The organism is Streptomyces sp. NPDC014727 (genome assembly GCF_043083485.1).
Lineage (GTDB): Bacteria > Actinomycetota > Actinomycetes > Streptomycetales > Streptomycetaceae > Streptomyces.
Window position 1 is genome coordinate 1 of record NZ_JBIBYR010000032.1, and the last position, 21,912, is coordinate 21,912.

16 protein-coding genes are annotated in these 21,912 nt (G+C 69.1%); 4 read left to right on the forward strand and 12 right to left on the reverse strand.

The features are described from left to right. From ACF1B9_RS32535 to ACF1B9_RS32550, 4 genes are all read left to right on the forward strand, one after another. A partial coding sequence (locus ACF1B9_RS32535) for an amino acid adenylation domain-containing protein (protein ID WP_391746313.1) occupies positions 1 to 4,180 on the forward strand: 4,180 nt, incomplete at its 5' end. Continuing rightward, positions 4,177 to 4,923, forward strand: a complete 747-nt coding sequence (locus ACF1B9_RS32540) for a thioesterase II family protein (RefSeq protein WP_391746314.1) — start codon at positions 4,177 to 4,179, stop codon at positions 4,921 to 4,923. The genes ACF1B9_RS32535 and ACF1B9_RS32540, both read left to right, overlap by 4 nt. 1 nt (position 4,924) lies before the next feature. Continuing rightward, positions 4,925 to 5,674: a hypothetical protein gene (locus tag ACF1B9_RS32545; protein ID WP_391746315.1), complete on the forward strand. Its 750-nt coding sequence runs from the start codon at positions 4,925 to 4,927 to the stop codon at positions 5,672 to 5,674. Then, positions 5,667 to 6,896 carry a cytochrome P450 gene (locus ACF1B9_RS32550; RefSeq protein WP_391746316.1) on the forward strand — a complete coding sequence of 410 codons (1,230 nt, stop codon included), beginning with the start codon at positions 5,667 to 5,669 and terminating at the stop codon, positions 6,894 to 6,896. The genes ACF1B9_RS32545 and ACF1B9_RS32550 overlap by 8 nt, the downstream gene beginning before the upstream one ends. 31 nt (positions 6,897 to 6,927) lie before the next feature. On the opposite strand, the gene kynU is transcribed toward ACF1B9_RS32550, so the two are convergent. The 12 genes from kynU to ACF1B9_RS32610 all read right to left on the reverse strand — a co-directional run bounded on the left by kynU (position 6,928) and on the right by ACF1B9_RS32610 (position 21,806). Next, entirely contained in the window at positions 6,928 to 8,130 is a 1,203-nt protein-coding gene (kynU, locus tag ACF1B9_RS32555; protein ID WP_391746317.1) for a kynureninase, read from the reverse strand. 73 nt (positions 8,131 to 8,203) lie between these two features. Beyond that, positions 8,204 to 9,796 carry a tryptophan halogenase family protein gene (locus ACF1B9_RS32560; RefSeq protein ID WP_391746318.1) on the reverse strand — a complete coding sequence of 531 codons (1,593 nt, stop codon included), beginning with the start codon at positions 9,794 to 9,796 and terminating at the stop codon, positions 8,204 to 8,206. Beyond that, positions 9,793 to 10,653, reverse strand: a complete 861-nt coding sequence (locus tag ACF1B9_RS32565) for an alpha/beta hydrolase (protein WP_391746319.1) — start codon at positions 10,651 to 10,653, stop codon at positions 9,793 to 9,795. The genes ACF1B9_RS32560 and ACF1B9_RS32565 overlap by 4 nt, the downstream gene beginning before the upstream one ends. 100 nt (positions 10,654 to 10,753) lie before the next feature. Beyond that, the gene (locus ACF1B9_RS32570) at positions 10,754 to 11,659 is read right to left on the reverse strand and encodes a tryptophan 2,3-dioxygenase (RefSeq protein ID WP_391795962.1); all 906 of its coding nucleotides are present in this window, start codon (positions 11,657 to 11,659) and stop codon (positions 10,754 to 10,756) included. A gap of 228 nt (positions 11,660 to 11,887) precedes the next feature. Next, positions 11,888 to 13,657: an amino acid adenylation domain-containing protein gene (locus tag ACF1B9_RS32575; protein ID WP_391746321.1), complete on the reverse strand. Its 1,770-nt coding sequence runs from the start codon at positions 13,655 to 13,657 to the stop codon at positions 11,888 to 11,890. 127 nt (positions 13,658 to 13,784) lie between these two features. After that, the gene (locus ACF1B9_RS32580; protein WP_391746322.1) at positions 13,785 to 15,170 is read right to left on the reverse strand and encodes an FAD-binding oxidoreductase; all 1,386 of its coding nucleotides are present in this window, start codon (positions 15,168 to 15,170) and stop codon (positions 13,785 to 13,787) included. Between the two features lie 65 nt (positions 15,171 to 15,235). Next, complete coding sequence (locus tag ACF1B9_RS32585) at positions 15,236 to 16,618, reverse strand: DoxX family protein (protein ID WP_391746323.1); 1,383 nt, start codon at positions 16,616 to 16,618, stop codon at positions 15,236 to 15,238. Positions 16,619 to 16,658: 40 nt separating this feature from the next. After that, positions 16,659 to 17,372 carry a class I SAM-dependent methyltransferase gene (locus ACF1B9_RS32590; RefSeq protein WP_391746324.1) on the reverse strand — a complete coding sequence of 238 codons (714 nt, stop codon included), beginning with the start codon at positions 17,370 to 17,372 and terminating at the stop codon, positions 16,659 to 16,661. A gap of 77 nt (positions 17,373 to 17,449) precedes the next feature. Further along, positions 17,450 to 18,268 (reverse strand): ABC transporter permease, encoded by an 819-nt coding sequence (locus ACF1B9_RS32595; RefSeq protein WP_391746325.1) that lies wholly within the window; start codon positions 18,266 to 18,268, stop codon positions 17,450 to 17,452. Further along, complete coding sequence (locus tag ACF1B9_RS32600; protein WP_391746326.1) at positions 18,265 to 19,248, reverse strand: ATP-binding cassette domain-containing protein; 984 nt, start codon at positions 19,246 to 19,248, stop codon at positions 18,265 to 18,267. The genes ACF1B9_RS32595 and ACF1B9_RS32600 overlap by 4 nt, the downstream gene beginning before the upstream one ends. Positions 19,249 to 19,310: 62 nt before the next feature. After that, complete coding sequence (locus tag ACF1B9_RS32605) at positions 19,311 to 20,249, reverse strand: NAD(P)/FAD-dependent oxidoreductase (protein ID WP_391746327.1); 939 nt, start codon at positions 20,247 to 20,249, stop codon at positions 19,311 to 19,313. Positions 20,250 to 20,591: 342 nt separating this feature from the next. Further along, positions 20,592 to 21,806: an IS110 family transposase gene (locus ACF1B9_RS32610; RefSeq protein ID WP_391746328.1), complete on the reverse strand. Its 1,215-nt coding sequence runs from the start codon at positions 21,804 to 21,806 to the stop codon at positions 20,592 to 20,594. Between the last annotated feature and the right edge of the window lie 106 nt (positions 21,807 to 21,912).

Consider the following 21,912-nt stretch of genomic DNA (forward strand, 5'->3'; position numbering starts at 1 on the left):
CGCACCCTTCGAACAACTCGTCGAACTCCTCAACCCCACCCGCACCACCGCCCACCACCCCCTCTTCCAAATCTCCCTCGCCTTCCAAAACAACATCTATCCGACCTTCGCCCTGGGCGACATAAAGATCGACTTCGAGCCGATATCGACCGGCACAGCCAAGTTCGAACTGCTCTTCAACATCTCGGAATTACCCCGCGACGGAGACCATCCTCTCGGCTATGTCGGGTACGTCGAATACGCCACCGACGTGTTCGACCGGGAGACCATCGAACAGTTGATCGCCCGGTTCAAAACAGTTCTGCGCACGGTGGTCGCCACCCCGGACACACCCCTTCGCACCCTCGACGTACTCCTTCCCGACGAGCGCCACCAACTCCTCGGGTCGTCGGACCCGGCCACCGAGGACGCCGCGATTCCGGAGGGCTCCATCCCCGTCCTGTTCGAACAGCAGGCCGCGCGGACTCCGGACGCGATCGCGATCTCCAGCGGCGGCGAGGACATCACGTATGACGAGCTCAATGTGCGCGCCAACCAGATCGCCCACGAGCTGACCGCGCACGGCGTACACCTCGAATCAGTGGTCGCGGTCGCACTCCCCCGCTCGCCGGAACTGATCGCCGCCATCCTCGGGATCCTGAAAGCCGGCGCCGCCTACCTGCCCATCGACCCCGCCTATCCCAGCCTGCGCAACGGTTCCATCCTGGCCGACGGGCAGCCGGCTCTGATCCTGACGAGCAGCGCCGTCGACACGCCCGATGTGCTGCCCGTCGAAGGAATCCCCAGGCTGTACGTGGCGGACATCGTCGCCGGCGAGCGCACGAACCCGTCCCATGACCGACTGTGCCCGGCCCATCTGGCGTACGTCATGTTCACGTCCGGATCGGCCGGACGCCCCAAGGGAGTCGCTGTCTCCCATCGCAGTGTCCTGAACGATGCCTGGCACGGCTGGCCGGAGGGACCGGGCGACCGGATTCTCGTCCAGTCCTCGATCGCCTTCGACGCGTCGGTGTACGAGATCTGGCCGGCGCTCCTGCGCGGCAGGACCCTCGTCCCGCTGTCGGCTGACAGGGAGTCACCGGCGCAACGCCTCCGGTTCATCGCGGCGAACGAGATCGACACGCTGTGGGCCACCGCCGGCCTGTTCGATCTCATGTCGTCTGAGGAGCTGGACGAGCTGTCGGGCCTGCGGACGCTGCGCTACCTGGCGACCGGCGGCGACAAGGTGCCGACCGCGGCGGTCGACCGGGTTCTGCGGGCGAACAGCGCCATCCGGGTCATCAACATCTACGGCCCGACCGAGACCACGGTGAATGCGACGACTCATGTGGTCTGTGCCGCCACCCGTCAGCGGTTCGACGATCCGGTGGTGCCCATCGGCGTCCCGATCCGCAATGCCCGGGTCTACGTTCTGAGCGCTGAGCTGGATCCCGTCGCCACCGGTGTCGTCGGTGAGCTGTGGATCGCCGGCGCGGGCCTGGCTCGTGGGTATTCCGGCCGACCCGGGCCGACCGCGGAACGTTTTGTGGCGGACCCCTACGGTCCGGCGGGTTCGCGGATGTTCCGCACCGGCGACCTAGCGCGCTGGACGCGCGAGGGCGTGCTGGTGTTCGTGGGCCGGGTCGACGACCAGACGAAGATCAGCGGGTTCCGGGTCGAGCCCGGTGAGATCGAGGCGGTCCTGCTGGCGCACCCCCAGGTGGCGCAGGCCGCGGTCGTCGCTCGCGACATCACCGGGCAGGGCGTCAAGCAACTGGTCGCCTATGTCGTCCGGAACCAGGTGGCATCCGCCGACCGGCAGGAGAGCCGGGAGATCGAGTTGGTGGAGCAATGGCGGGACACGTATGACGATCTGTATCGCGGAGAACACCACGCCGGTGACCCTGCCGACGCCGGCTTCGGTGACGACTTCCGCGGGTGGAACAGCAGCTACACCGAGATGCCGATTCCGTTGGCCGAGATGCGGGAGTGGCGCGACGCGACCGTCGCGAGGATCCGGTCCCTGCGGCCGTCCAAGGTGCTGGAGATCGGAGTGGGCACCGGGCTCCTCCTGGCTCGCCTGGCCCCGGAATGCGAAACGTACTACGGCACGGACTTCTCCGAGTCGGTGATCGACGGGCTCCGCCGGCACCTCGCCGAGGTGCCGGCGGACTGGGCGGACCGGGTCGAACTGGTCGTCCAGCCGGCCGATCAAGTGGATCTGCTGCCGGAGCGCGATTTCGACACCATCGTGCTGAACTCCGTCGTCCAGTACTTCCCGAGCGTGCAGTACCTGGTGGACGTCATCGAGAAGGCGATGGGACTGCTGGCGCCCGGCGGCGCGCTGTTCATCGGCGACATCCGGAACAAGGCACTGCTGCGGGAATTCGCCACCGCGGTTCAGATCAGCCGACTCGGTCACCAGGACGCAGCCGACCTCGACGAAGCCGAGCAAGGCAGAATCCGCAGCACCATCGCCACGGCGATCGCCATGGAGACCGAGCTCGTCCTGCATCCGGACTTCTTCGCGGCGCTGGGGGACGAACTGCCCGCGATCGGCGCGGTCGACGTGCAGGTCAAACGTGGTTGGTACGACAACGAACTGAGTCAGTACCGGTACGACGTGACGGTGCGCAAGGCGCCGGTTCGGGCACAATCCCTCGCTGCCGTCCCCCGTCTGCGGTGGAGCGAAGCGGGCGGCCTCCAAGAGCTGGAACAGCACCTCCGGACGCGGCGGCCCGAGACCGTCCGGATCGTCGGTGTGCCTCACCAGGCCCTGGCGACCGCCGTGCGCGCCACCGGCCTTCTCCACGACGAGCACAACGCGCCGGCGGCCGACGGCGAGCTGCGCGAAGAGCTCTACACGCTCGGGGAGCGGCTGGGGTACTCGACGGCGGTGACGTGGTCGCAGGTCGCAGGACACCTGGACGTCGTACTTGCGGCACCCGGTGGTGGCAACACCGTCCGCACCGATGTGTACGTGCCCGGTTTCGCACAGGCCGGACCGCTGACGGTGTACGGCAACGTTCCGGTCGCCGACCAGGCGGTAGACCTCCGTGCCTTCGTGAGCAGCCAGTTGCCCGCGTACATGGTCCCCTCGTCAGTGACCTTCCTCGACCGTCTGCCGCTGACCGCCAACGGAAAGCTGAAAAGGGAGGCGCTGCCGTCGCCGGAGATCACCGGCAGTTCGTCGCGGCGGGCACGGAACGCGCACGAGGAAGTGCTCACCGGCCTCTTCTCCGAGGTGCTGGGCGTACCCGACGTCGGGATCGACGACAGCTTCTTCGAACTGGGCGGCCACTCGCTGCTCGCCACGAGGCTGCTGTCCCGCATCCGCACCGTTCTCCGGATCGACCTCCCGATCCGGACGGTGTTCGAGTGCCCCACGGTGGCCGACCTGGCGCCGCGACTGCTCGGCATGGCCCCGGACGGCCGCGACGAGACCTACGCACCGCTCATGACCATCCGCTCCGGCGGCGCCGAACGGCCCCTTTTCTGCCTGCACCCGGTGAGCGGCGTCGGCTGGTTCTATCTCAGCCTGGCCCGCTACATCGACGACCGGCCGATCTATGCGCTACAGGCGCCCGGTCTCGATCCCACCGGCCCCGACACCATGCCGACCTCGATGGCCCAGCTCGTCCAGACCTATCTGGCCAGGATCCGGTCGGTCCAGCCGCACGGGCCGTACAACCTGCTCGGCTGGTCGTTCGGCGGCTTCGCCGCGCACGCCATCGCCGCCGAGCTCCGGGCCCGCGGCGAGGAGGTCGAGCTGCTGGCGATGATGGACTGCTATCCGGACACCGCCGTCGAAGCGGGGAACCTCGACGGCCAGGAGATCCGCGAGGGGTTCGACCAGTTCCTGCGCCACAGGTACGCCGATGCCGATTCGCTCGATGTGGACGCGATCTCCGACCTCGTGACGGGGATCAGCGTGGAGCACATCGCGATGCTGACCGGATACCTGCCGCCGGAATTCGACGGGGCCGCGGTCTTCTTCAAGGCGGGCGCGGTCACGGTGGACGGCGAGGACTCCTCGCGGCTCGATCCCGCAGGCGCGTGGCGGGGCCACATCCACGGCCCCATGACGGTCCACGTCGTTCCGACCAGCCATCAGGACATGGACAGGCCGGAATCCATGCAAGTGGTCGGCAATGTACTGAAACAGACTTTCCGCAACAGGACCGCCGGAGGGGACGCGTGATCGGGAAAGAACAGAACCACAACCGCTGGTTCGCCACTGTGCCGCCGGACGACTGCGACCATCTGCTGCTGTGCTTTCCCTATTCCGGCTGCGGCGCCTCCATGTACCGCCTGTGGCCCGACCGCATCGGGGACACGGCCGTGGTACCGCTGCAACTGCCGGGCCGGGAAACGCGGATGGGCGAAGCCCACTACGGAACGTACGAGAACCTGGCCGAGCAGATGACCGCCGAGCTGGGCCCGGTCCTGGACCGCGACTTCAGTGTGTTCGGGCATTGCGGGGCGGCGCTCGCGGCCTTCGAGTTCGCGCGGCGAATGGCGTCCGGCGACACCAGGTCACCGACCACCTGTTTCGTGTCCTCACAAGTGGCGCCGGACGACGGGCCGTACGGCCGGTTCCTCGACATGAGCGAGGACGAGCTCAGGGTCGTGGTCGTGAACCTGCTGGGACTGGTTACGCCGGCGCAGCGCTTGGTCGACTTCTTCGTCAAAGTGCTGGTGGACGACCTGGCGGCGAACAAGGTCTACCGTCCGGACCGGTCCACGACGGATTCCTTCGAGATCCGGGCGATCGGCTGGTCCGCCGACGTGGAGATCCCGCACGGGCTGATGGCCGGGTGGGCACGGTGGGGACGCTGCACCTCGCTCGTGCTGGACGGCGATCACCAAGCGTTCGTGAAGGCGCCCGGCCACCTTCTCGACGCTCTCCAAGCCGGTGTCGAAACCGACACGCGGGCGCTGTGACATGGCGGACCGGACAGTGCGCATACCCGCCAGGTACAACGGCCCGCCCGGCACGGCGAACGGCGGCTATGCCTGCGGCACGTTCGCGAAGCCGGCCGCGGACCACCAACGCCCGCCGGTCGCCGTGGCGCTGCTTGTGGCGCCACGGCTCGACCACGCCCTGGAGTTCCGTCCCGGATCACGGCGCTCCCAGATCTGGGACGGCGACCGGCTGATCGCGACCACGACCACCGCCTCGGCGGAGTTCCCAGCCGTGGAAGCGGTGTCGCTCCAGGCGGCGGCCGATGCGAGTCGACGTTACCGGGGGCGTGTGGGACATCCGTTTCCGACCTGCTTCGTCTGTGGAGTGGACCGTGAACCGGCGGACGGCTTCCCGGTGGCGCCGGGCGAGGTCCCCGGTGCGCCCGGCATCGTGGCGTGTCCCTGGACGCCGACGGCGGCGGCGTCCGATCAGCCCGAGCTGGTATGGAGTGTCCTGGACTGCCCCGGCGGGTGGACCACGGACCCGGTCCGGGAGCCGATGGTGCTCACCCGCATGACCGCGGTCCTGCGCAGGCCGCCCCGCCCGCTGGCACCCCATGTGGTGGTCGCGCGCCGATGGCGTCGGCAAGGCCGCACCGCGTCGGTCGGCACCGCCTTGTACGACGCCCGTGGCGAGCTGGTGGCCAAGGCGACGGCCATGTGGACCGCTGTCGGCGTCCAGGAACCGGCTGACGGCCGAGAGCAGGGAGACCTCGATGAAGATGAGTGAGCGAACCGCGCCGGCGGCTTCCACGGATCTGGACTCGCTGGATCTCATGGATCCGCGCCTGTACGGCTCCGGTGACCCGCACACGATCTGGACCGCGCTGCGTGAGCGCGCCCCGTTGCACCTCCAGTCGTTGCCGGACGGCCGCCGATTCTGGTCGGTCACCAAACACCATGACGTCCGCGAAGTGCTGCGGGACCACACCAGGTTCACCTCGAGCCGGGGAACCTTGCTGTCGGTCCTCGGCAGTCGCGACCCGGCCGGCGGCAAGATGATGGCGGCCAGCGACCCGCCGGTGCACACGATGCTGCACGAGCCGATCGCCAAGCTCCTGTCGAGGAGGGCACTGGAGCCGTTCGCCCCGGAAGTGAGGCGGGTGGCCCACCGCCTGCTCGAGCGACTGGCCGACGGCCCACGGGATCTGGCCGAACTCGCGGCGGGTTTCCCGATGGCGTTCACCGGCACGTTGATGGGCATTCCGGAGCAGGACTGGGCGCGGCTGACCGTGCTCACCACCGCGGCCATCGCACCGGAAGACCCCGATTTCCGGCTGGGGAACGGGCTCAACACCTTGGCGACGGCGCATCACGAGCTGTTCTCGTACTTCTCCCGCCGGACTCGCCGCACTACCCGGGAAGACGGCCTGATCGGCGCGCTGCTCGGCCTGGAGGTGGGCGGGCGCAGACTGCGCCACGACGAGCTGGTCTACAACTGCTACAGCCTGCTGCTGGGCGCCAACGTCACCACACCGCACGCCATCACGCAAACGGTGCTGGCGTTCATCGAGAACCCTGCGGAGTACCGCAGACTGGTCGACGATCCGCGATTGGTGCCCGGCGCGGTGGAAGAGGGCCTGCGCTGGTCCTCGCCGGCCAGTCACTTCCTGCGCCACGCGACCCAGGACACGACGTTGCGCGGCCGACAGGTGCGTGAGGGCGACGCGGTGGTGACTTGGCTGGGTTCGGCGAACCGGGACGAGGAGGTCTTCTCCGAGCCCTTCCGGTTCCACGTGACCCGATCACCGAACCCCCACGTCGCGTTCGGTTTCGGGCCGCACCACTGCGTCGGGGCCGCCTTGGCGCGGATGGCGCTGAACGCGCTGTTCGCCGAGATCGCCCGCTCGGTGGAGCGATTCGACCTCGCCGGCCCGGTGGAGCATCTGGCGTCCAACTTCGCGGCCGGCATCAAGCACATGCCGGTGGTCACGAAGTTGCGCACCACCTAGTGTCGCGTGAACAGAGTCCTCGGACGACGCTTCATGCGCATCGCGTGCACGAACGCAGTGCCTCTACGACTGCGAAGATGTCGGTGTAGGAGATGTAGAGGCTGTTGAACCCGAACCGCAGCAGCGCCGGAGGACGCACGTCGCCGATGATCCCGTGCTTGTTCAAGGCCCGCATGATCCGCTCCGCCTCCGGATGACACAGCGTCACCTGGCTTCCGCGCTGATCGCCACGGCGCGGCGTGACCAGTTCGAATCCGCGCCCGGCCAGGTGGGCGTCGACCGCCTCGATGAAGAAATCCCCGAGCGCCACGTTCTTCTCGCGGACCGCTGCCATCTCCACGTCGTCGAAGACGTCGAGTGCCGCGTCCAGTGCCAACATGCACAAGATGTTCGGAGAGCCGACCCGCAGCCGTCCGATTCCGGTCGTGGGCTCGTAGTCGGGCACCATCGCGAACGGTTCGGCGTGTCCGTGCCAGCCGCACAGTGGCTGATCGATGTCACCGTGATGGCGGCTGGCGGCGTAGACGAACCCCGGGGCGCCGGGGCCGCCCGACAGAAATTTGTAGGAGCACCCCACCGCGAAGTCCACGCCGTCCGCGTCGAGGGTCAGTGGGAGGGCGCCGACGGCGTGACAGAGGTCCCAGACGACGAGCGCGCCGACGTCGTGCGCCGCGTCCGTGACCGCGCGGATGTCCCAGAGTTCGCCGGTGCGGAAGTCGACGGCCCCCGCTGTGGCGACCGCGCTCCTCTCACCCAGCCGGCGGAGGGTGGATGCCATGTCGGGCATGGGTACCCGGCGGACCTCCAGCCCGAGGATGCGGGCGACCGAAGTGGCCAAGTAGTGGTTCGTGGGGAAACCGCCTTCTTCGACCAGGAGCAGTCGGCGGTCCGGACGCAACCTGGCCGCGGCCGTCAGCACGTTGAACAGGTGTACCGAGGTCGAATCACCCACGACGGTCTGGCCGGCCCGCGCACCGAGCAGGCGCCCGACGCGGTCGCCGACCCGCAGCGGCGCGTCCCACCAGCCGTCATCGGTCCATACGTTGATGAGATGCCGGCCCCAGTTCTCGACGACGGCCGTCTGGACCGCCGCCGGCACGCCCACGGACAGCGCGCCGAGGGAATTGCCGTCCAGATACACCACGCCCTCCGGCAACGAATACCTCGTACGCACCGCGGCGAGGGGATCGGTCCGGTCGAGTCGTTCGGCGGTTTCCCGGCTGGGGGTGGGCATGGCTGTCTCCATCCAAGTCTCCGTGACGGGTCTCCCGGTGTCCGGGCACTGTCCCGGCGTCGCCAGGAAGCGGTCACTTCCCGTGGAGCCGACGCAGGTACGTGTGCATCAGGGGCAGGGTGTCGAGCAGCTCGTCCCGTCGCCGTTGGACCTGCGCGAACACCGCTTCGGCGGATTTGACGGACTCCGGTCGGTAGTCGAGCGGCGTGGGGTCGTGTTCCGGCATCATGCCGAGGCCGGCGAACACGCAGTAGTAGTTGGCGTTGCTCCAGAAGTTCCGGAACTCGGCCTCGAAGTTTCCGTAGTAGGTGCTCTCGTCGGTCACCGGTAGGTCCACCCCGAGGCCGGCCTTGTACATCTCGACCTTGCGGACGAACTCCGGCGCCAGCTCCAGCTCCTTGCACGCCCGCCAGAACGGCGTGTCGTCGCGCGGCGCGAAGCTGAAATGGCCCTGGATGAAGTCTCTCGTGTCGTCGAACATCGCCTCGATCTCGCTGTTGAAGCGTTTCGTCAGCATCGGGTCGAAGCGCTTGTCCGGGAAGTGTTTCACCAGCTGGTAGAGAGCGGCGTAGGTGAAGTAGATCCCGGTGGACTCCAGCGGTTCCAGAAAGCACGACGAAAGACCGATTCCCACACAGTTCTTCACCCATGCCCGCCGATTTCGGCCGACCCGGAACCGGACGTGGTTCATCGGATGCGTGTCCGGGGAGATGCCCCACATCTGGCAGAACTCCCGGGTGGCCTCCTCCTGCGAGGTGAACCGGCTGGAGTACACGTACCCGGTGCCGAAACGGCCGAGCATCGGTATCTTCCAGGCCCAGCCGGAGCTCATCGCTATCGCGGAGGTGTACGGCTCGACGCCGTGCTCTTCGTCGTCATGCTCCAGCCTGGTCGCCACCGCCCGGTCGTTGAGCAGGTGGTCGCTCATGTCCAGGAACGGCTCCTTCATCACCTGGTTGATCAGGAGGCTGCGGAAACCGGAGCAGTCGATGAACAGATCCGCCTCCAGCCTTCGCCCTGATTCGGTGGTGACGGCGACGAGGTGGCCGCGCTGATCGGTCTCAGCCGCGATGAACTTGTCCTCGATGTGCGTCGCCCCCTGCCTGGCGGTGGCGAACCTGCGCAGGAAGTCCGCGACGAGGTCGGCGTCGAAATGCCAGGCGTAACTAGCCACGCGGCGGCCGTCGGGGAAGCGGGGGGACAGCTTCCGGTCGAAGAGCGCCGGCTGCGGGTAGCAGGCGCGGTCGAACGGCTCATCGGTCATTCCGTTGAGCTTCTGGTACGTCCAGTAGTGCGACAGCGGCAGGTTGTCGTGGTTGGGAAGCAGGCCGAAGAGGTGGTCGAACTGATCCCCGTACTGCCCGTGGGGCCGTGGGCGGGCCGTACCGGTGCCCGGAGTACGCCAGTTGATGAATCTGATGCCCATCTTGTAACTGGCGTTGCACTCCGGCATCCACTCCTCTTCGGTCAGGCCGAGGTAGTCGAAGAACACCCGCTGGAGATTGGGGATCGTGGCCTCGCCGACGCCGATCTTCGGGATGGCCGGCGCTTCCAGCACGGTGATCCCAACGGTCGAGCCGAGCGCTTTACCGAGGTAGGAAGCGGTCATCCAGCCTGCCGTGCCGCCTCCGAGCACGAGTATCTTCTTGATCAGGTTGTCGCTCATGTGCGTCCAATGTCTCGATGGGATCGAACGGAGTCGCCTGCCGTTCTGCTGGATGCCCGTCCGGGCAGCCCCAGCTGACGGAGCACCGCGGCGCCCAGGTCACTGACGGGATCGTCGAGGTCGAAGGTGATGTCGAAGTGGTTCCGGTGCGGGATCACCAGATCGTGGACGGCGGTCGAACGAGGCGTGGCGGCCTCGACGAGCTCGCGGTGCTGACGCGCGAACTCGGCGGTCTCGGCGCCGCCGCGCGCCACGACCAGCGGCGGCAGCCGGTCCGGGAGGCGGCGGATCGGGCTGAGCCGGGCCGCCGCCTCGGCGTCGAGCCCCAGCGGTTCGTTGACGTAGGTGAGGCGGATCGGCTCGAGGTCGTACACGCCGCTGAGCAGGACCGCTCCAGCGATCACGTCCGCCGGACGGGTGCCCTCGGGCATCCAGCCGTCGAGCAGCGCCATCAGCGCCAGATGAGCGCCGGCGCTGCTTCCGGCGAGCACGATCCGCTCGCTGTCGACCCCGAGGTCCCCGGCGTGCTCCACGAGCCACCAGACGGCGCGTCGTACCTGATCGACGATCTCGTCGAGCCGGTACCGCGGAGCCAGCCCGTAGCCGATGGCCGCGAACGCGACGCCCGCCGGCACGAGCCGGCGCGCCGGAAAGGAGGAGTCGTCCTTGCCGAGTTCCCGCCAGTAGCCGCCGTGCACGAACACCAGTAGCGGCGCCTGTGGGCCGCGCGCCGGAAAGAAGTCGAGGCTTTCGCAGGGCAGTGAGCCGTACGGGATGCCGGCGTTGACCGGCAGCTCGGTCCTCGTTCGCGCGCTCCGCGTCGTGTACGAGGTGAGAAAGGCAGACAGGTCGTCCACACAGGAGCTCGGAGAATACTGACGATCAAGCTCGGTCTGGTTGTACCGGCCGTAAACGAGGAAACTCAAGGATCGTCCCCATATCACCGGGAGATAGGCATCAGATGGCGGTGCGGGCGCCCAACAGCTCCGGGAAGAATCGGTGTTCGGCCACCTTGCGCAGCCAGCTGACGCCGGAGGTTCCGCCGGTGCCTGGCTTGTGGCCGAGTATGCGTTCCACGGTCAGCAGATGGGTGTAGCGCCATTGCGCGTGCTGATGGTTGAGGTCACACAGTGCTTCGGCCAGGGCGTGAACGTCCGGATGCTCGCGGTGCGACCGGTAGACCCGCGCCCAGGCCTGTTCAACCGCGGCGTGCGGCTGGTACGGCTCGGCGAAGTCCCGCTCGACGCAGTGGGCCGGGACGCCCAGGCCGCGGCGACGGAGCACACCGAGCGCCGCGTCGTACAGGCTCGGTGCCCGCAGCGCGGTCATGACCTGCTCGTACACCCAGCCCACCGGCCGGTACGGTTCTGCCATCCGGGGAGCCTTGTTGCCGAGCGCGAACTCGAGTTGCCGGTACATGTAGGACTGCATGCCCGACGCCGAACCCAGCTCGTCGCGGAAGGCCGCGAACTCCGCCGGCGTGATGGTGCTCACCGGCTCCCACGTCGTCGTGAGTACCCGCTGGACGTGCCCGGCGCGTCGTAGATACCGAAGGGCCTCGTCGAGGTCGTCCGCGAACAACAGGTCTCGTATCCGGTTGACCTCGGTGAACAGCAGTTTGAAGAGCAGTTCCTGGATCTGGCCGGTGATGTAGAACGACAGCTCGGCGGGTTCGCTGGTGCGCGGGTGCTGGAGACCGAGCAGGACGTCCAAGTGGTGGTACCCGATGTAGGCCGTGCTCTCGGAGCCGTTCGTGACATCGAAATCGAGCATCGGCTCGCCGCCGGTGCTCTCCGCCCGCCGCCGTCGTTCTTCCTCGGTCAGCGGGGTGTAGGAGAGCGGGGCCGTACGCTCCAGCTCCATTGCGACATCAACTCCCATCAGGTGGCACCCGGCAGTGCCGGAGCTCGAAGGGCCGGCGAGAGGGACAAAGCCGCGGCAGGAACCGAACGCGGACGGCGTTCGAGGCCCATGGTCGGAGCATCGCACGCTGGCGCGGATACTGATCAGCAATCTTTCGGTTCTCATTCATGGGCGGATTCATGGGCGGATTCATGGCGAACTGCCGGTCTTCCCCACTCCTCTTGCCGCCTATTCGGGGGCGCCGGCGGCTATCAGCCCGGCAAGCTCGGAGATCGTCGGACAAGCGTAGAAATCCTGGGGGTCGATCTCGACGCCCGTGCGGTCGCTGATCTCCACGATGATCCGGACGGCCATCAGCGAATGACCGCCGAGCTCGAAGAAGTCGTCGTCGACGCCGACGGGGGACGTCTGGGTGAGATCGCCCCACATCTCGGCGAGCCACTGTTCCAGGGGATTGCCGGGGCCACGGTAGTCCGAGCTCAGGGCCCCCCGGCCCGGCGGCGCGTACGCGGTCAGCGCGTCCCGGTCGACCTTGCCGTTGACCGTCAGGGGCAGGGCTTCGAACCACACCAGGACAGCCGGGACCATGTACGGGGGGACAAGGGTTTCCATGTGCTTGCGCAGGTGCTCGGAGACCAGCGGTTCGTCGGCGACGTAGAACCCGACGAGGGAGCGCTCGTCCCCCGACGACGTGGCGACGATCGCGGCGTCCGCCACGTCCGGGTGCGCGCGCAGGGCGTGTTCCACGTCGCCCGGTTCGATCCGGAAGCCGCGGATCTTGACCTGCCGGTCCTCCCGTCCATGGAAGTCGAGCGCACCGTCCTCGCCGCGAGATCCGAGATCCCCGGTGCGGTACATGCGATCCCCCGGTACCCCGGAGAACGGGTTCGCCACGAACCGCTGAGCGGTCAGCGCCGGATCGTTGAGATAGCCGTGCGCCAGACCGGCGCCGGCGGCGTGGATGCGGCCCGCCTGCCCGTCCGGCGCTGCCCCGACGGCGTCGTCGAGCACGTAGACCGAGGTGCCGTCGATCGCCGGTCCGATCGGCACCCGCGGCGCCGTGACCGGTTCGGCCAGGGGTGCGCAGCAGGTGAACGTGGTGTTCTCGGTGGGGCCGTAGCCGTTGATCAGCGTCGTGCCGGCGAGTTCCGCCATGGCGGCGTTGACCGACTCCACCGACAGCACGTCGCCGCCGGCGAGCAGGAACCTGAGGCCACGCAGCCGTGCCACGAGCCCTGACGCGACCAGGTGGTGGAACAACCCGGCGGTCAGCCACAGGATCGTGACGCCCTCGCCGCGCACCAGGTCGGCGATTGCTCCCAGGGGGAGTTGTTCTTCCGGCGCGACCACCAGCTTGCCGCCGTTGAGCAGGGGCCCCCAGATCTCCAGGGTCGAGGCGTCGAAGGCGATGGGGGCCAGTTGCAGGAAGACGTCGTCGGGCCCGATCGGCAGATAACCGGCCCCGACGACCAGCCGTTCGATCGCCCGGTGCGGCACCATGACGCCCTTCGGCTTCCCGGCCGATCCGGAGGTGTACGCGATGTAGGCCGTGCTCTCCGGTGAAGTACGGGTCACCGGGCGCGTCGTCGGCCGTCGCGAAGCGCACGCCGACAGTTCCGGCAGCGAACACCACGGCGGACCCCCGTCCGTGGCGGACGACTCCCCCTCGTCGGTGATGACCAGCGCCGGACGGGCGTCGAGCAGAACCATCGCCCGGCGCTCCGCCGGCAGGCGGTGGTCCAGGGCCAGATAGACTCCGCCCGCCTTGAGAACGGCCACCAGGGTGACGATCAGATCGGTCGAGCGGCACATCAGCAGCGCCACTGGGACCTCGACGTCCACCCCTCGGGCGCGCAGTTCGTGAGCCAGCTGATTCGCCCGGCGGTCCAGCTCGACGTAGGTGAGCTCGCCGCCGACGCCACGGACCGCGATCGCCTCCGGACGCTTCGCCGCCTGCTGCTCGAAGACCTCGACGACAGATGCCGCTGTGCCGGACATCCAGAATCCCTTTCTCGTACGACGTACTCCGCGCGACGCTCGCCGGTGCGGGCGGTGAGGGAGTCGGCGGGCTCCTTCTTGGTGACGCCGGCACCCGGCCGGCCGGAGACCAGGAGAGCGCGAAAGCTCAGTCAGTCGCTGCTGTCGGTCGAATGTTGTGGTTGAACCGGAACAGGTTGTGCGGATCGTGCAGCCTCTTTACGCGTCGCAGCCGCTCGAAGTCCTCGGCCGCGAAGAGTTCCCGCACCTGCTCCTGGTGGACCGGGGCGCCGTCGTTGTAGACGGAGTTGAGGCTGCGGCCGACGGCCCACTGCTTCAGGGCGTCGTAGACGCGCTGGTGGACCGGCCGGGCTGCGGTGGACGGCGCGGCCGTGCCGCCGGTCATCACTCGCAGCATGTACGCGGCGTCACGGCCCCCGACCGCGCCCGGATCGGTGGGCCGGCGGGCGAAGGCCCCGCCGAGGTGACGGATGTCGACGATGCAGGGGACGGTCGCATCGGGTCCGGCCACCTCCACGACGGTCCGCAGGGCCGTGGGGTCGAGTTCGCTCAGCAGGACGTTCCCGCCGAAGTAGGCATGCGGGACGTACGGGTCCTGGTAGATGGTGCCGACCTCCGTGTACGGCATCTCCCGGACGGTGTCGATCAGACGCGGGCCGAACGCGCGCAGGGGCGCCACGAGCCGTTCGCCCTCCTCGGCGGAGCCCGTGAAGGCGATCCGGACGTGTGCGACGTAGCGTCCGCGCAGCGGTTCGGGGACGGACGGCAACGGTGGGAAGGTCATGAGGCCGATCGAGGAGGTGAGTTCCTCGGGCAGCGTGAGGGTCCACGCGCGGTAAGCGTGCAGCAGGTCGACGGGGTGGTCCGCGGCGAAGTGGAGGCCGCCGCCGTAGAGCCTCGTCACTGGCACGAGGGCGGTCTCGATGGCGGTGACGGCGCCGAAGTTGCCGCCGCCACCGCGCAGCGCCCAGAACAGGTCGGTGTCGGATCCGGCCGTGACGTGGCGCAGCGCGCCGTCGGCGGTGACGATGTCGATGGCGCGGACGTAGTCGCTGGCGTAACCGGTCCGGCGGCCGAGCAGGCCGACACCGCCGCCGAGGAGGTAGCCGACGACGCCGATGTGCGGAGCTGAGCCGTTGACAGGGGCCAGACCGTACGGGGCGGCCCGCTCGATGACCTCTCCCCACAGCACGCCGGCCTGGGCTCTGACGGTTCCGCCCTCCGCGTCCACCACGACGGCCTTCATCCGGCGGGTGGTGATGAGTACGCCCTCACCGTCCAGGGCCGTGACGATGCCGTGTCCGGTGGACTGCACGGCGACGGGCAGCCTCCGCTCGGCGGCGAAGCGGACCGCGGCGCGCACGTCCTCGGGGCGGGTGGCGCCGACGACGACGGCGGGCCGGTGCCGGAAGCCGGTCTGGAAACCGGTCCGTTCCTCGTCGTACCCTCGGCTGCCGGGCAGCAGGACGGGTCCTCGCACCTCCGCGGCCAGCGTCTCCACGTCCGCGCTCATCCGTTGTTCTCCTCCCGTGGACGGCGGGACGCCGTCCCGTGTGTGCCGTTCGGTCGACTGGTCCGCTACCGCAGGTACGAGTTGTCCTGCACCCAGTGCAAGCCACGGCCGACCAGCGGGAAGGCGCCGAGATCGCGGCGGCGCAGATGCAGGCGGAGGTGGTAGCCGTCGGCGTCGCCCTCCAGGATCAGGCGGTCGTCGGCCGGGCGCTCGAAGGTGAACGTCACTTGCCACTTGGGGTCGGCCATCTTGGTCAGCGCGACCGAACGGGCGTTCATGTCGATCGCCGCCATGCAGGGGTCGAGCGAGTCGTCCATGTGCTGGATGGCCACGGCGTCGACGGAGTCCACGACGACTCGGCGCCAGCGCTGGCCGTCGGTCGTCATGGGCGGGTGCCGCTCGCCGTCGATGGAGAAGTCGGTGACGTCCCAGACGCCGTACAAATCGGGCTTTTCCCGTCCGCCCCCGTGGTTCTTCCAGAACGACCAGTCGTTGCGCAGCTGTGCGCCGAGCAGCCAGAGCCCCGCCCCGGCCTGCAGTGCGGTGGCGATCCGGTTCGCCCGGCGGGAGCGGAAGAGGTCCGCGGGGGCGGCCGCGGGGACCGGGCGCTCCGTGAGCAGGGCTTCGGCCAGGCGAGGCGTGTGCGGGGCCAGCAGAAGCAGGCTGAGCAGGAGGAGGTGGAAGGAGTGGACCTTGACGGGAACGTCGAAGGTCATGTTGAGGAGAAGCACCTGGGCCATCTCCGCGGCCGACACCAGCGCGCCCAGCGACGCCGTGCGCGGAACGATGAGCAGCAGCCCGCCCGCGATCTCCGCACAGCCGAGCAGCATCTGGTACGGCTTCGAGGACCCCGTCTGCGCCCACAGCAGGCCCATCGGGCTGAGGTCACCGAGCGGCTCGACGAGCTTGGACGGCGGCATCTGGAACTGGAGCGGGACGGCCTTGGCCGCGCCGTAGGAGAACATCTGCCCCGCGAGGCAGAAACGGGCGGCCAGGCGGACCCACTTGTCCAGCTCCGCGTAGTCCGTCCGGTTCCGGTCCATCACGGACCAGACCGGGGTGGCCGCGGCGGCGCCCGCGAGCCAGCAGAGCTGCCCCGCCCAGGTGTGCGGGTCGTCGCCGCCGTCGAAGCGGTCACCCAGCTCCCTGCCGAGGACCCGGACGGACATCCAGTTCCGCACCGGGCGTACCTCCCAGAGCTTCGCCCAGGAGTCGGCCGCTTCCTGGAGACGCCCCATTCCGCCCCCGCGCAGGGCCAGATAGACCTGAGGGGAGGTCAGGCAGTACAGGCCGGCGTAGGCGAAACCGAACCGGTAGGCGGCGCGGGCGGCCCCGGTCCAGGGAGGCGGGGCCGGGGAGGCGCCCGCCGACGTGGCCACCCGTCGGGCCGCCCGGCCGGCCGGTGAGGACGCGACGGTCCGCAGCCACTTGCCTACTCGCACCTTCATCGTTCATCACCTTCGCAAGGGCCGTCTTCGGTGGTCGCGGTCAGCTACGGCGGAAGCGTCCGAGCCAGGCGTGCACGTCGAGGAGTTCGGACGTGGTCGGGATGATGCCCCGTATGTGGGTCTCGTCGATCGACTCCACCGTCCAGCCGTCGGCGAAGCCGTGGCGCAAGTGGTCGGCGGAGCGCTTGAGGCCGGGCGGCTCGTCGTTGTCCGGAAGCGGCGCCGGTATCTCCTCGATGGCCTCGGCGAGCCGCGTCTGCATCTCCGCGGACCCCCGGTCGCTGATCGAGAGGATGTGCGCCACCGCCCCCGGGCGGCAGGCCCGGTGCAGGGCCGCCGCGTAGGAACGCAGAGTGTCGCCCTCGAAGGTGTGGGCGAGGCCGGAGTCGATCACGGTGTCGAAGCGTCCTTCCCAGCCCTTGAGGTCGAGGGCGTCGGCGACTTCGAAGACGGCGTCGAGTCCGCGTGCCCCGGCCTTGTCCCGGGCGAGGGAGATCGCCGTCGGGGACAGGTCCAGCCCTGTCACCGCGTACCCCTTGCCCGCCAGGTGGAGGGCGTCCTCACCGGTGCCGCAGCCCGCGTCGAGGACGGCGCCGCCGATGAGTCCCGCTTCCTCAAGGGCGACGTATGCGGGCTGGGGCGCCCCGATGTCCCACGGCGGGCGTTTACCGAAAGGGCTCTCCCCGCGGTAGACGGCGTCGAACACCTCGGTCATCGGGGCGGGTCCGTCGGGTGCGGCGACAGGTTCAGTCATGGCTGCCATGATTGCGTCGCCCCCCGGTGCGTCCTCGCTCTCTTGCGGACTTCTGTCAGGGAGGCACCGCCCGCCGGTCAGCGCGAGCCGTACTTGCGGACCGCGAGCGGGGCGAACACCGCGATCAGGCCGACCGACCAGGCCACGGTCTGGAGGACGTAGCTCGTCGCCGGGCCCCCGGTGAACAGTGCGCGCAGGGCGTTCACGGCCGCAGTCATGGGGCTGTGGGCAGCGTACGCGTGGAGCCAGCCCGGCATCGTGTCGGTCGGTACGAACGCCGAGGAGATCAGTGTGAACGGGAAGATCCACACGCCACCGACCGCCTGGGCGGCTTCCGCGTTGCGCACCGACAGCCCGAGGTAGGCGGCGAACCACGACACCGCGTAGCCGAACAGCAGCAACAGCAGCAGGCCGGCCAGCGCGGGCAGGAGGCCGTTGTGGAACCGGAAGCCGACCAGCACGCCGACTCCCACGGTCACACAGGCCACGCCGACGTTGCGGAAGATCTCCGACAGCGTGCGTCCGATGAGCACGGCGGTACGGCTCATCGGCATCGAGCGGAAGCGGTCCATGAGGCCCTCGCGCATCTCGGCGGCGACCCCGATGGTCGTGCCGGCGGCGGAGCCGTAGAGCGCCATCTGGACGAGGATGCCGGGCAGCAAGAACTGGGCGTAGTGTTCGCCGCCGACGTCTATGGCGCCGCCGAAGACGTAGGTGAACAGCAGGATGAACATCACCGGCTGGACCAGCGAGAACATCACCAGATCGGGGCTGCGCAGCACGTGCCGCACGTTGCGCAGGGTCATCTGCCACACGTCGGAGAGCCACCACCCGAGGGCGTTCCGCGACTGCGTGTACGACGTGCCGCTCTCCCGTGTCAGGGTGGTGGAGGTCATGTGCGCCCGGTTTCCTTCCCGATGTTTCGCTGGTCGACGCCGTGATCGGCGGACCGGCCGGTCACGGCGAGAAAAACGTCGTCGAGAGTGGGGCGGCGGAGCGCCACGTCACCGATCGCGATCCCCGACTCCCTGAGCAGGTGGAGCAGGTCGGGCAAGGTGCCGCCGTCGGGCAGCGGGGCGTGGACCACCATCTTCTGCGGGTCGGCGACCGGGTCGGCGCCCAGCCGCTCCCGCAGGAGCCGCACCGCCTGGTCCATGCCTTCGCCGTCCAACAGCGTGATGCCGACCCGGTCCTGACCCACCTGGGCCTTCAGCTCATCCGGGGTGCCGCCGGCGATGACCCTGCCCCGGTCGATGACCGACAGGGAGTCGGCGAGTTGGTCCGCCTCCTCCAGGTACTGCGTGGTGAGCAGTACGGTCGTGCCCTCCGCGACCAGTTCGCGCACGAGCCGCCACACCTCCATGCGGCTGCGCGGATCGAGGCCGGTGGTCGGCTCGTCGAGGAAGATGAGCCTGGGCCGCGCCATGAGGCTGGCGGCGACGTCGAGCCGGCGCCGCATTCCGCCGGAGTAGGTCCTGGGCTGCCGGTCGGCCGCGTCGTCCAGGCCGAAGCGTTCCAGCAGTTCGCTCGCGCGGGCCCGGCAGTCGGACTTCGACAGCCGGAACAGCCTGCCGATCATGTGCAGGTTCTCACGCCCGGTGAGCAGTTCGTCGACGGCGGCGTACTGGCCGGTGAGGCCGATGACCGACCGGATCCGCCCGGGGTCGTCACGCACCTCCACGCCGAACACCTCGGCCGCTCCCTCGTCCGGTCTGATGAGGGTGGCCAGGACCCGGACGGCGGTGGTCTTGCCGGCGCCGTTGGGGCCGAGCAGGCCATGCACCGTGCCCTCGGACACCGTGAGGTCGAGGTGGTCGAGTGCGGTGAGCGAGCCGAAACGCTTGCACAGTCCGGCCGTTCTGATCGCTGCTGGCATCTGCCGTGGTTCCTTTCCGGATCCGACGCAACCCTGAATCGAGTGGTCGCGGGGCAACCGGTTCAGCGGCGCACAGCGCCGAGCAACGCCGACATGTGGATGGCGTCGGCGGCCGCGGCGCCCGCCGCGGCCGACACGGTGACCGACTGCTTCCAGCGGCTGGTCAGGTCCCCGGCCGCGTACAGGCCCGGAACGCTGGTGCACTGGGAGGCGTCGACGCCGATGAAGCCGGCGTCGTCGACCGTCAGCTTCAGCTCTTCGGCGGTCCGCCTGACGACGGGTTGCTGCCGCTGTCGTGGCGTCCAGACCAGTGTCTCCCGCTCCAGGACCCGGCCGTCGTCCAACTCGACGGCGTACAAAGCCCCTTGACGGTGGTGCAGGCGGCGGACCGTTCCCGTGACGACCTCGCCCCCGCTGCTCCGCGCCGTCGCGCGAGCGGTCTCCAGGCCGGGCATGGACTCCTGGCAGATCGCGATGGTGTCCTCGCTCCAGGCGAGGAAGGCCACGGCCGACAGTCCCGCGAGTTCCGCGTTGTCGGCGACGGTCGCCCAGCGCCCGCCGGCGTTCTCCTCGCCGAGGCAGAACGGACAGTGGATCACGCTGCGGCCCCAGCACTCCGCGAAACCGTCCACGTCGGCCGGGTGGACGTCCCCGACACCGGTGGCGAGCAGAACGGTTCGGGCCTCGACGATCTCACCGCCGCCGACGGCGACCCGGAAGCCTCCGCCCGGAGCGGGGGTCACGCTTTCGGCGTCGGCCTCCAGCCGCTCGACGGTCGCGTACCGGGAGAGTTCCCGCCAGGCACGCGCCCGGAACTCGCCGGGCGTGACGCCGTCCATTCCGACATGGCCGTGAACACCCGCCGACGCGCTGTTGCGCGGTGCCCGAGGGCTGTCCACGACGGTCACCGGGTGTCGGTATCTGGCCAGGCTGAGCGCCGCGGTGAGCCCGGCGGGGCCGGCTCCCACGATCACGGTGGTGTGGTCGGCGTGCGAGGACATCGGTCTGATCCCTTCCTTCGGGCGGCGTGAGCGGGGTCCGTCCACCGTGGGTGCGGTCCGGCAGGCGCGCGGTGGGGAACACCGGAACGGGCTGTCAGCGGGCGGAGGCCGTCGGTCCGCATTGTGGTCGCCGCCGCGGTGCGGGAGAGGTACGGGCGAAAGAGGTGAGCCAGACAGTCGTGCGCGTACGGCGGTGCGAGCGACGTCGACTTTCGGCCCGGCGCAGGCCGGCCACGGTCGACGCCCCCGCCGCCCCCGCCCCCGCCCCCTGTCACCAGGCGGGGGGTGCCTCTATGTCTTTCGTCAAGGCTGTGCTGTCGGATTTCAGGGTGTTTGCCTCAATCACGCGGCGAGGGTGACGGTGGGGGTTCGGGATTCGTAGAAGGTGCCGTCGCGGAGCATGGCGAACAGGACGCTGATGCGTTGGCGTGCGAGGCGGAGGAGGGCTTGTGTGTGGGTCTTACCGCGGGCGCGTTGCTTGTCGTAGTAGGCACGTGAGGCGGGATCGGCGTTCATGCAGGCGAAGGCGGAGAGGAACATGGCGCGTTTGAGCTGCCGGTTTCCTCCTCGTGGGGCGTGTTCGCCGTGGATCGAGGTCCCGGATTGCTTGGTGGTGGGGGCGAGTCCGGCGTAGGAGGCGAGGTGGGCGGCGGTGGGGAAGCTGGTGCCGTCGCCGACGGTGGTCAGCAGGACTGCGGCGGTCCTGACGCCGATGCCGGGCATCGACGTCAGGACTTGGGAAAGAGGGTGGGCCTCCAGCAGAGCCTCGATCTGTGCCTCTAGAGCTCGGCGTTGTTCGTGGACGGCGGCGAGCGAGCGGGCCAGGGAGGGGATCACGATGTCGAGGGTGCCGGTTCCGGGCACCACGACGGTCTGTTCGTCGAGTGCGTCGAAGACGTCGTCGATCAGCCGGGCGGCCATGCGCGGGGCCTTGGGCCGGATCGCCTCGACGAGTCTGCGGCGGCCGGCTTTCCGCAGGGCTGCTGGCGAGCCGTGGCGTTCCAGGAGCCAGGTGACGGCCTGGTGGTCCAGGCGGGGGCCGAGGACGCGTTCCAGGCTGGGGTGGAACTGGGTGAGCAGGCCGCGTATCCGGTTGGAGGTGCGGGTGGCCTCGGCGGCGAGGTCCTGGTCGAAGCCGGTGAGCACGGTCAGCTCGGCGGTGATTTCGTCGGTCACCTCCAGGGTGCGCAGGGTGTGCGGCATGGTGCGGGCCGCATCCGCGATCACCGCGGCGTCCTTCGCGTCGGTCTTGGCCTCGCCCGGGTAGAGGTCGGCAATCCGGCGCATGGCCAGGCCGGGCAGATAGGCAACCTTGCAGCCCGCGTCCCGGGCCACGGCCAGCGGGAGAGCGCCGATGGATGCGGGCTGGTCCACGATCACCAGGACGGTGCCGAACTTCGCGGCCAGTTTGTCGAACACGGCCCGCAGCCTGGGCTCGCTGTTAGGCAGCGGCTTGTCGAAGACCTTCTTCCCTGCCGGGGTGAGGCCATGGCCGTGGTGGGCACTCTTGCCGACGTCCAGGCCGAGGAAGACGCCCACGTCTTCGGTGTCGAACATCGCACCCTTCCCAGGGGGTTGGCGGTGCCGGCCTCGGCAAGGGTGTCGTACGCGCGCATCCACGTTATGCAGACCTGCCGCCCGTGAGCCGTCCGGCATTGCGCCG

Excerpts from the sequence above, each read along its gene's own strand:
- ACF1B9_RS32545 (WP_391746315.1), top strand. The coding sequence starts at position 4,925 with ATGGCGGACCGGACAGTGCGCATACCCGCCAGGTACAACGGCCCGCCC.
- ACF1B9_RS32550 (WP_391746316.1), top strand. The coding sequence starts at position 5,667 with ATGAGTGAGCGAACCGCGCCGGCGGCTTCCACGGATCTGGACTCGCTG.
- kynU (WP_391746317.1), bottom strand. The coding sequence starts at position 8,130 with ATGCCCACCCCCAGCCGGGAAACCGCCGAACGACTCGACCGGACCGAT.
- ACF1B9_RS32560 (WP_391746318.1), bottom strand. The coding sequence starts at position 9,796 with ATGAGCGACAACCTGATCAAGAAGATACTCGTGCTCGGAGGCGGCACG.
- ACF1B9_RS32570 (WP_391795962.1), bottom strand. The coding sequence starts at position 11,659 with ATGGAGCTGGAGCGTACGGCCCCGCTCTCCTACACCCCGCTGACCGAG.
- ACF1B9_RS32575 (WP_391746321.1), bottom strand. The coding sequence starts at position 13,657 with ATGTCCGGCACAGCGGCATCTGTCGTCGAGGTCTTCGAGCAGCAGGCG.
- ACF1B9_RS32580 (WP_391746322.1), bottom strand. The coding sequence starts at position 15,170 with ATGAGCGCGGACGTGGAGACGCTGGCCGCGGAGGTGCGAGGACCCGTC.
- ACF1B9_RS32585 (WP_391746323.1), bottom strand. The coding sequence starts at position 16,618 with ATGAAGGTGCGAGTAGGCAAGTGGCTGCGGACCGTCGCGTCCTCACCG.
- ACF1B9_RS32590 (WP_391746324.1), bottom strand. The coding sequence starts at position 17,372 with ATGACTGAACCTGTCGCCGCACCCGACGGACCCGCCCCGATGACCGAG.
- ACF1B9_RS32595 (WP_391746325.1), bottom strand. The coding sequence starts at position 18,268 with ATGACCTCCACCACCCTGACACGGGAGAGCGGCACGTCGTACACGCAG.
- ACF1B9_RS32600 (WP_391746326.1), bottom strand. The coding sequence starts at position 19,248 with ATGCCAGCAGCGATCAGAACGGCCGGACTGTGCAAGCGTTTCGGCTCG.
- ACF1B9_RS32605 (WP_391746327.1), bottom strand. The coding sequence starts at position 20,249 with ATGTCCTCGCACGCCGACCACACCACCGTGATCGTGGGAGCCGGCCCC.
- ACF1B9_RS32610 (WP_391746328.1), bottom strand. The coding sequence starts at position 21,806 with ATGTTCGACACCGAAGACGTGGGCGTCTTCCTCGGCCTGGACGTCGGC.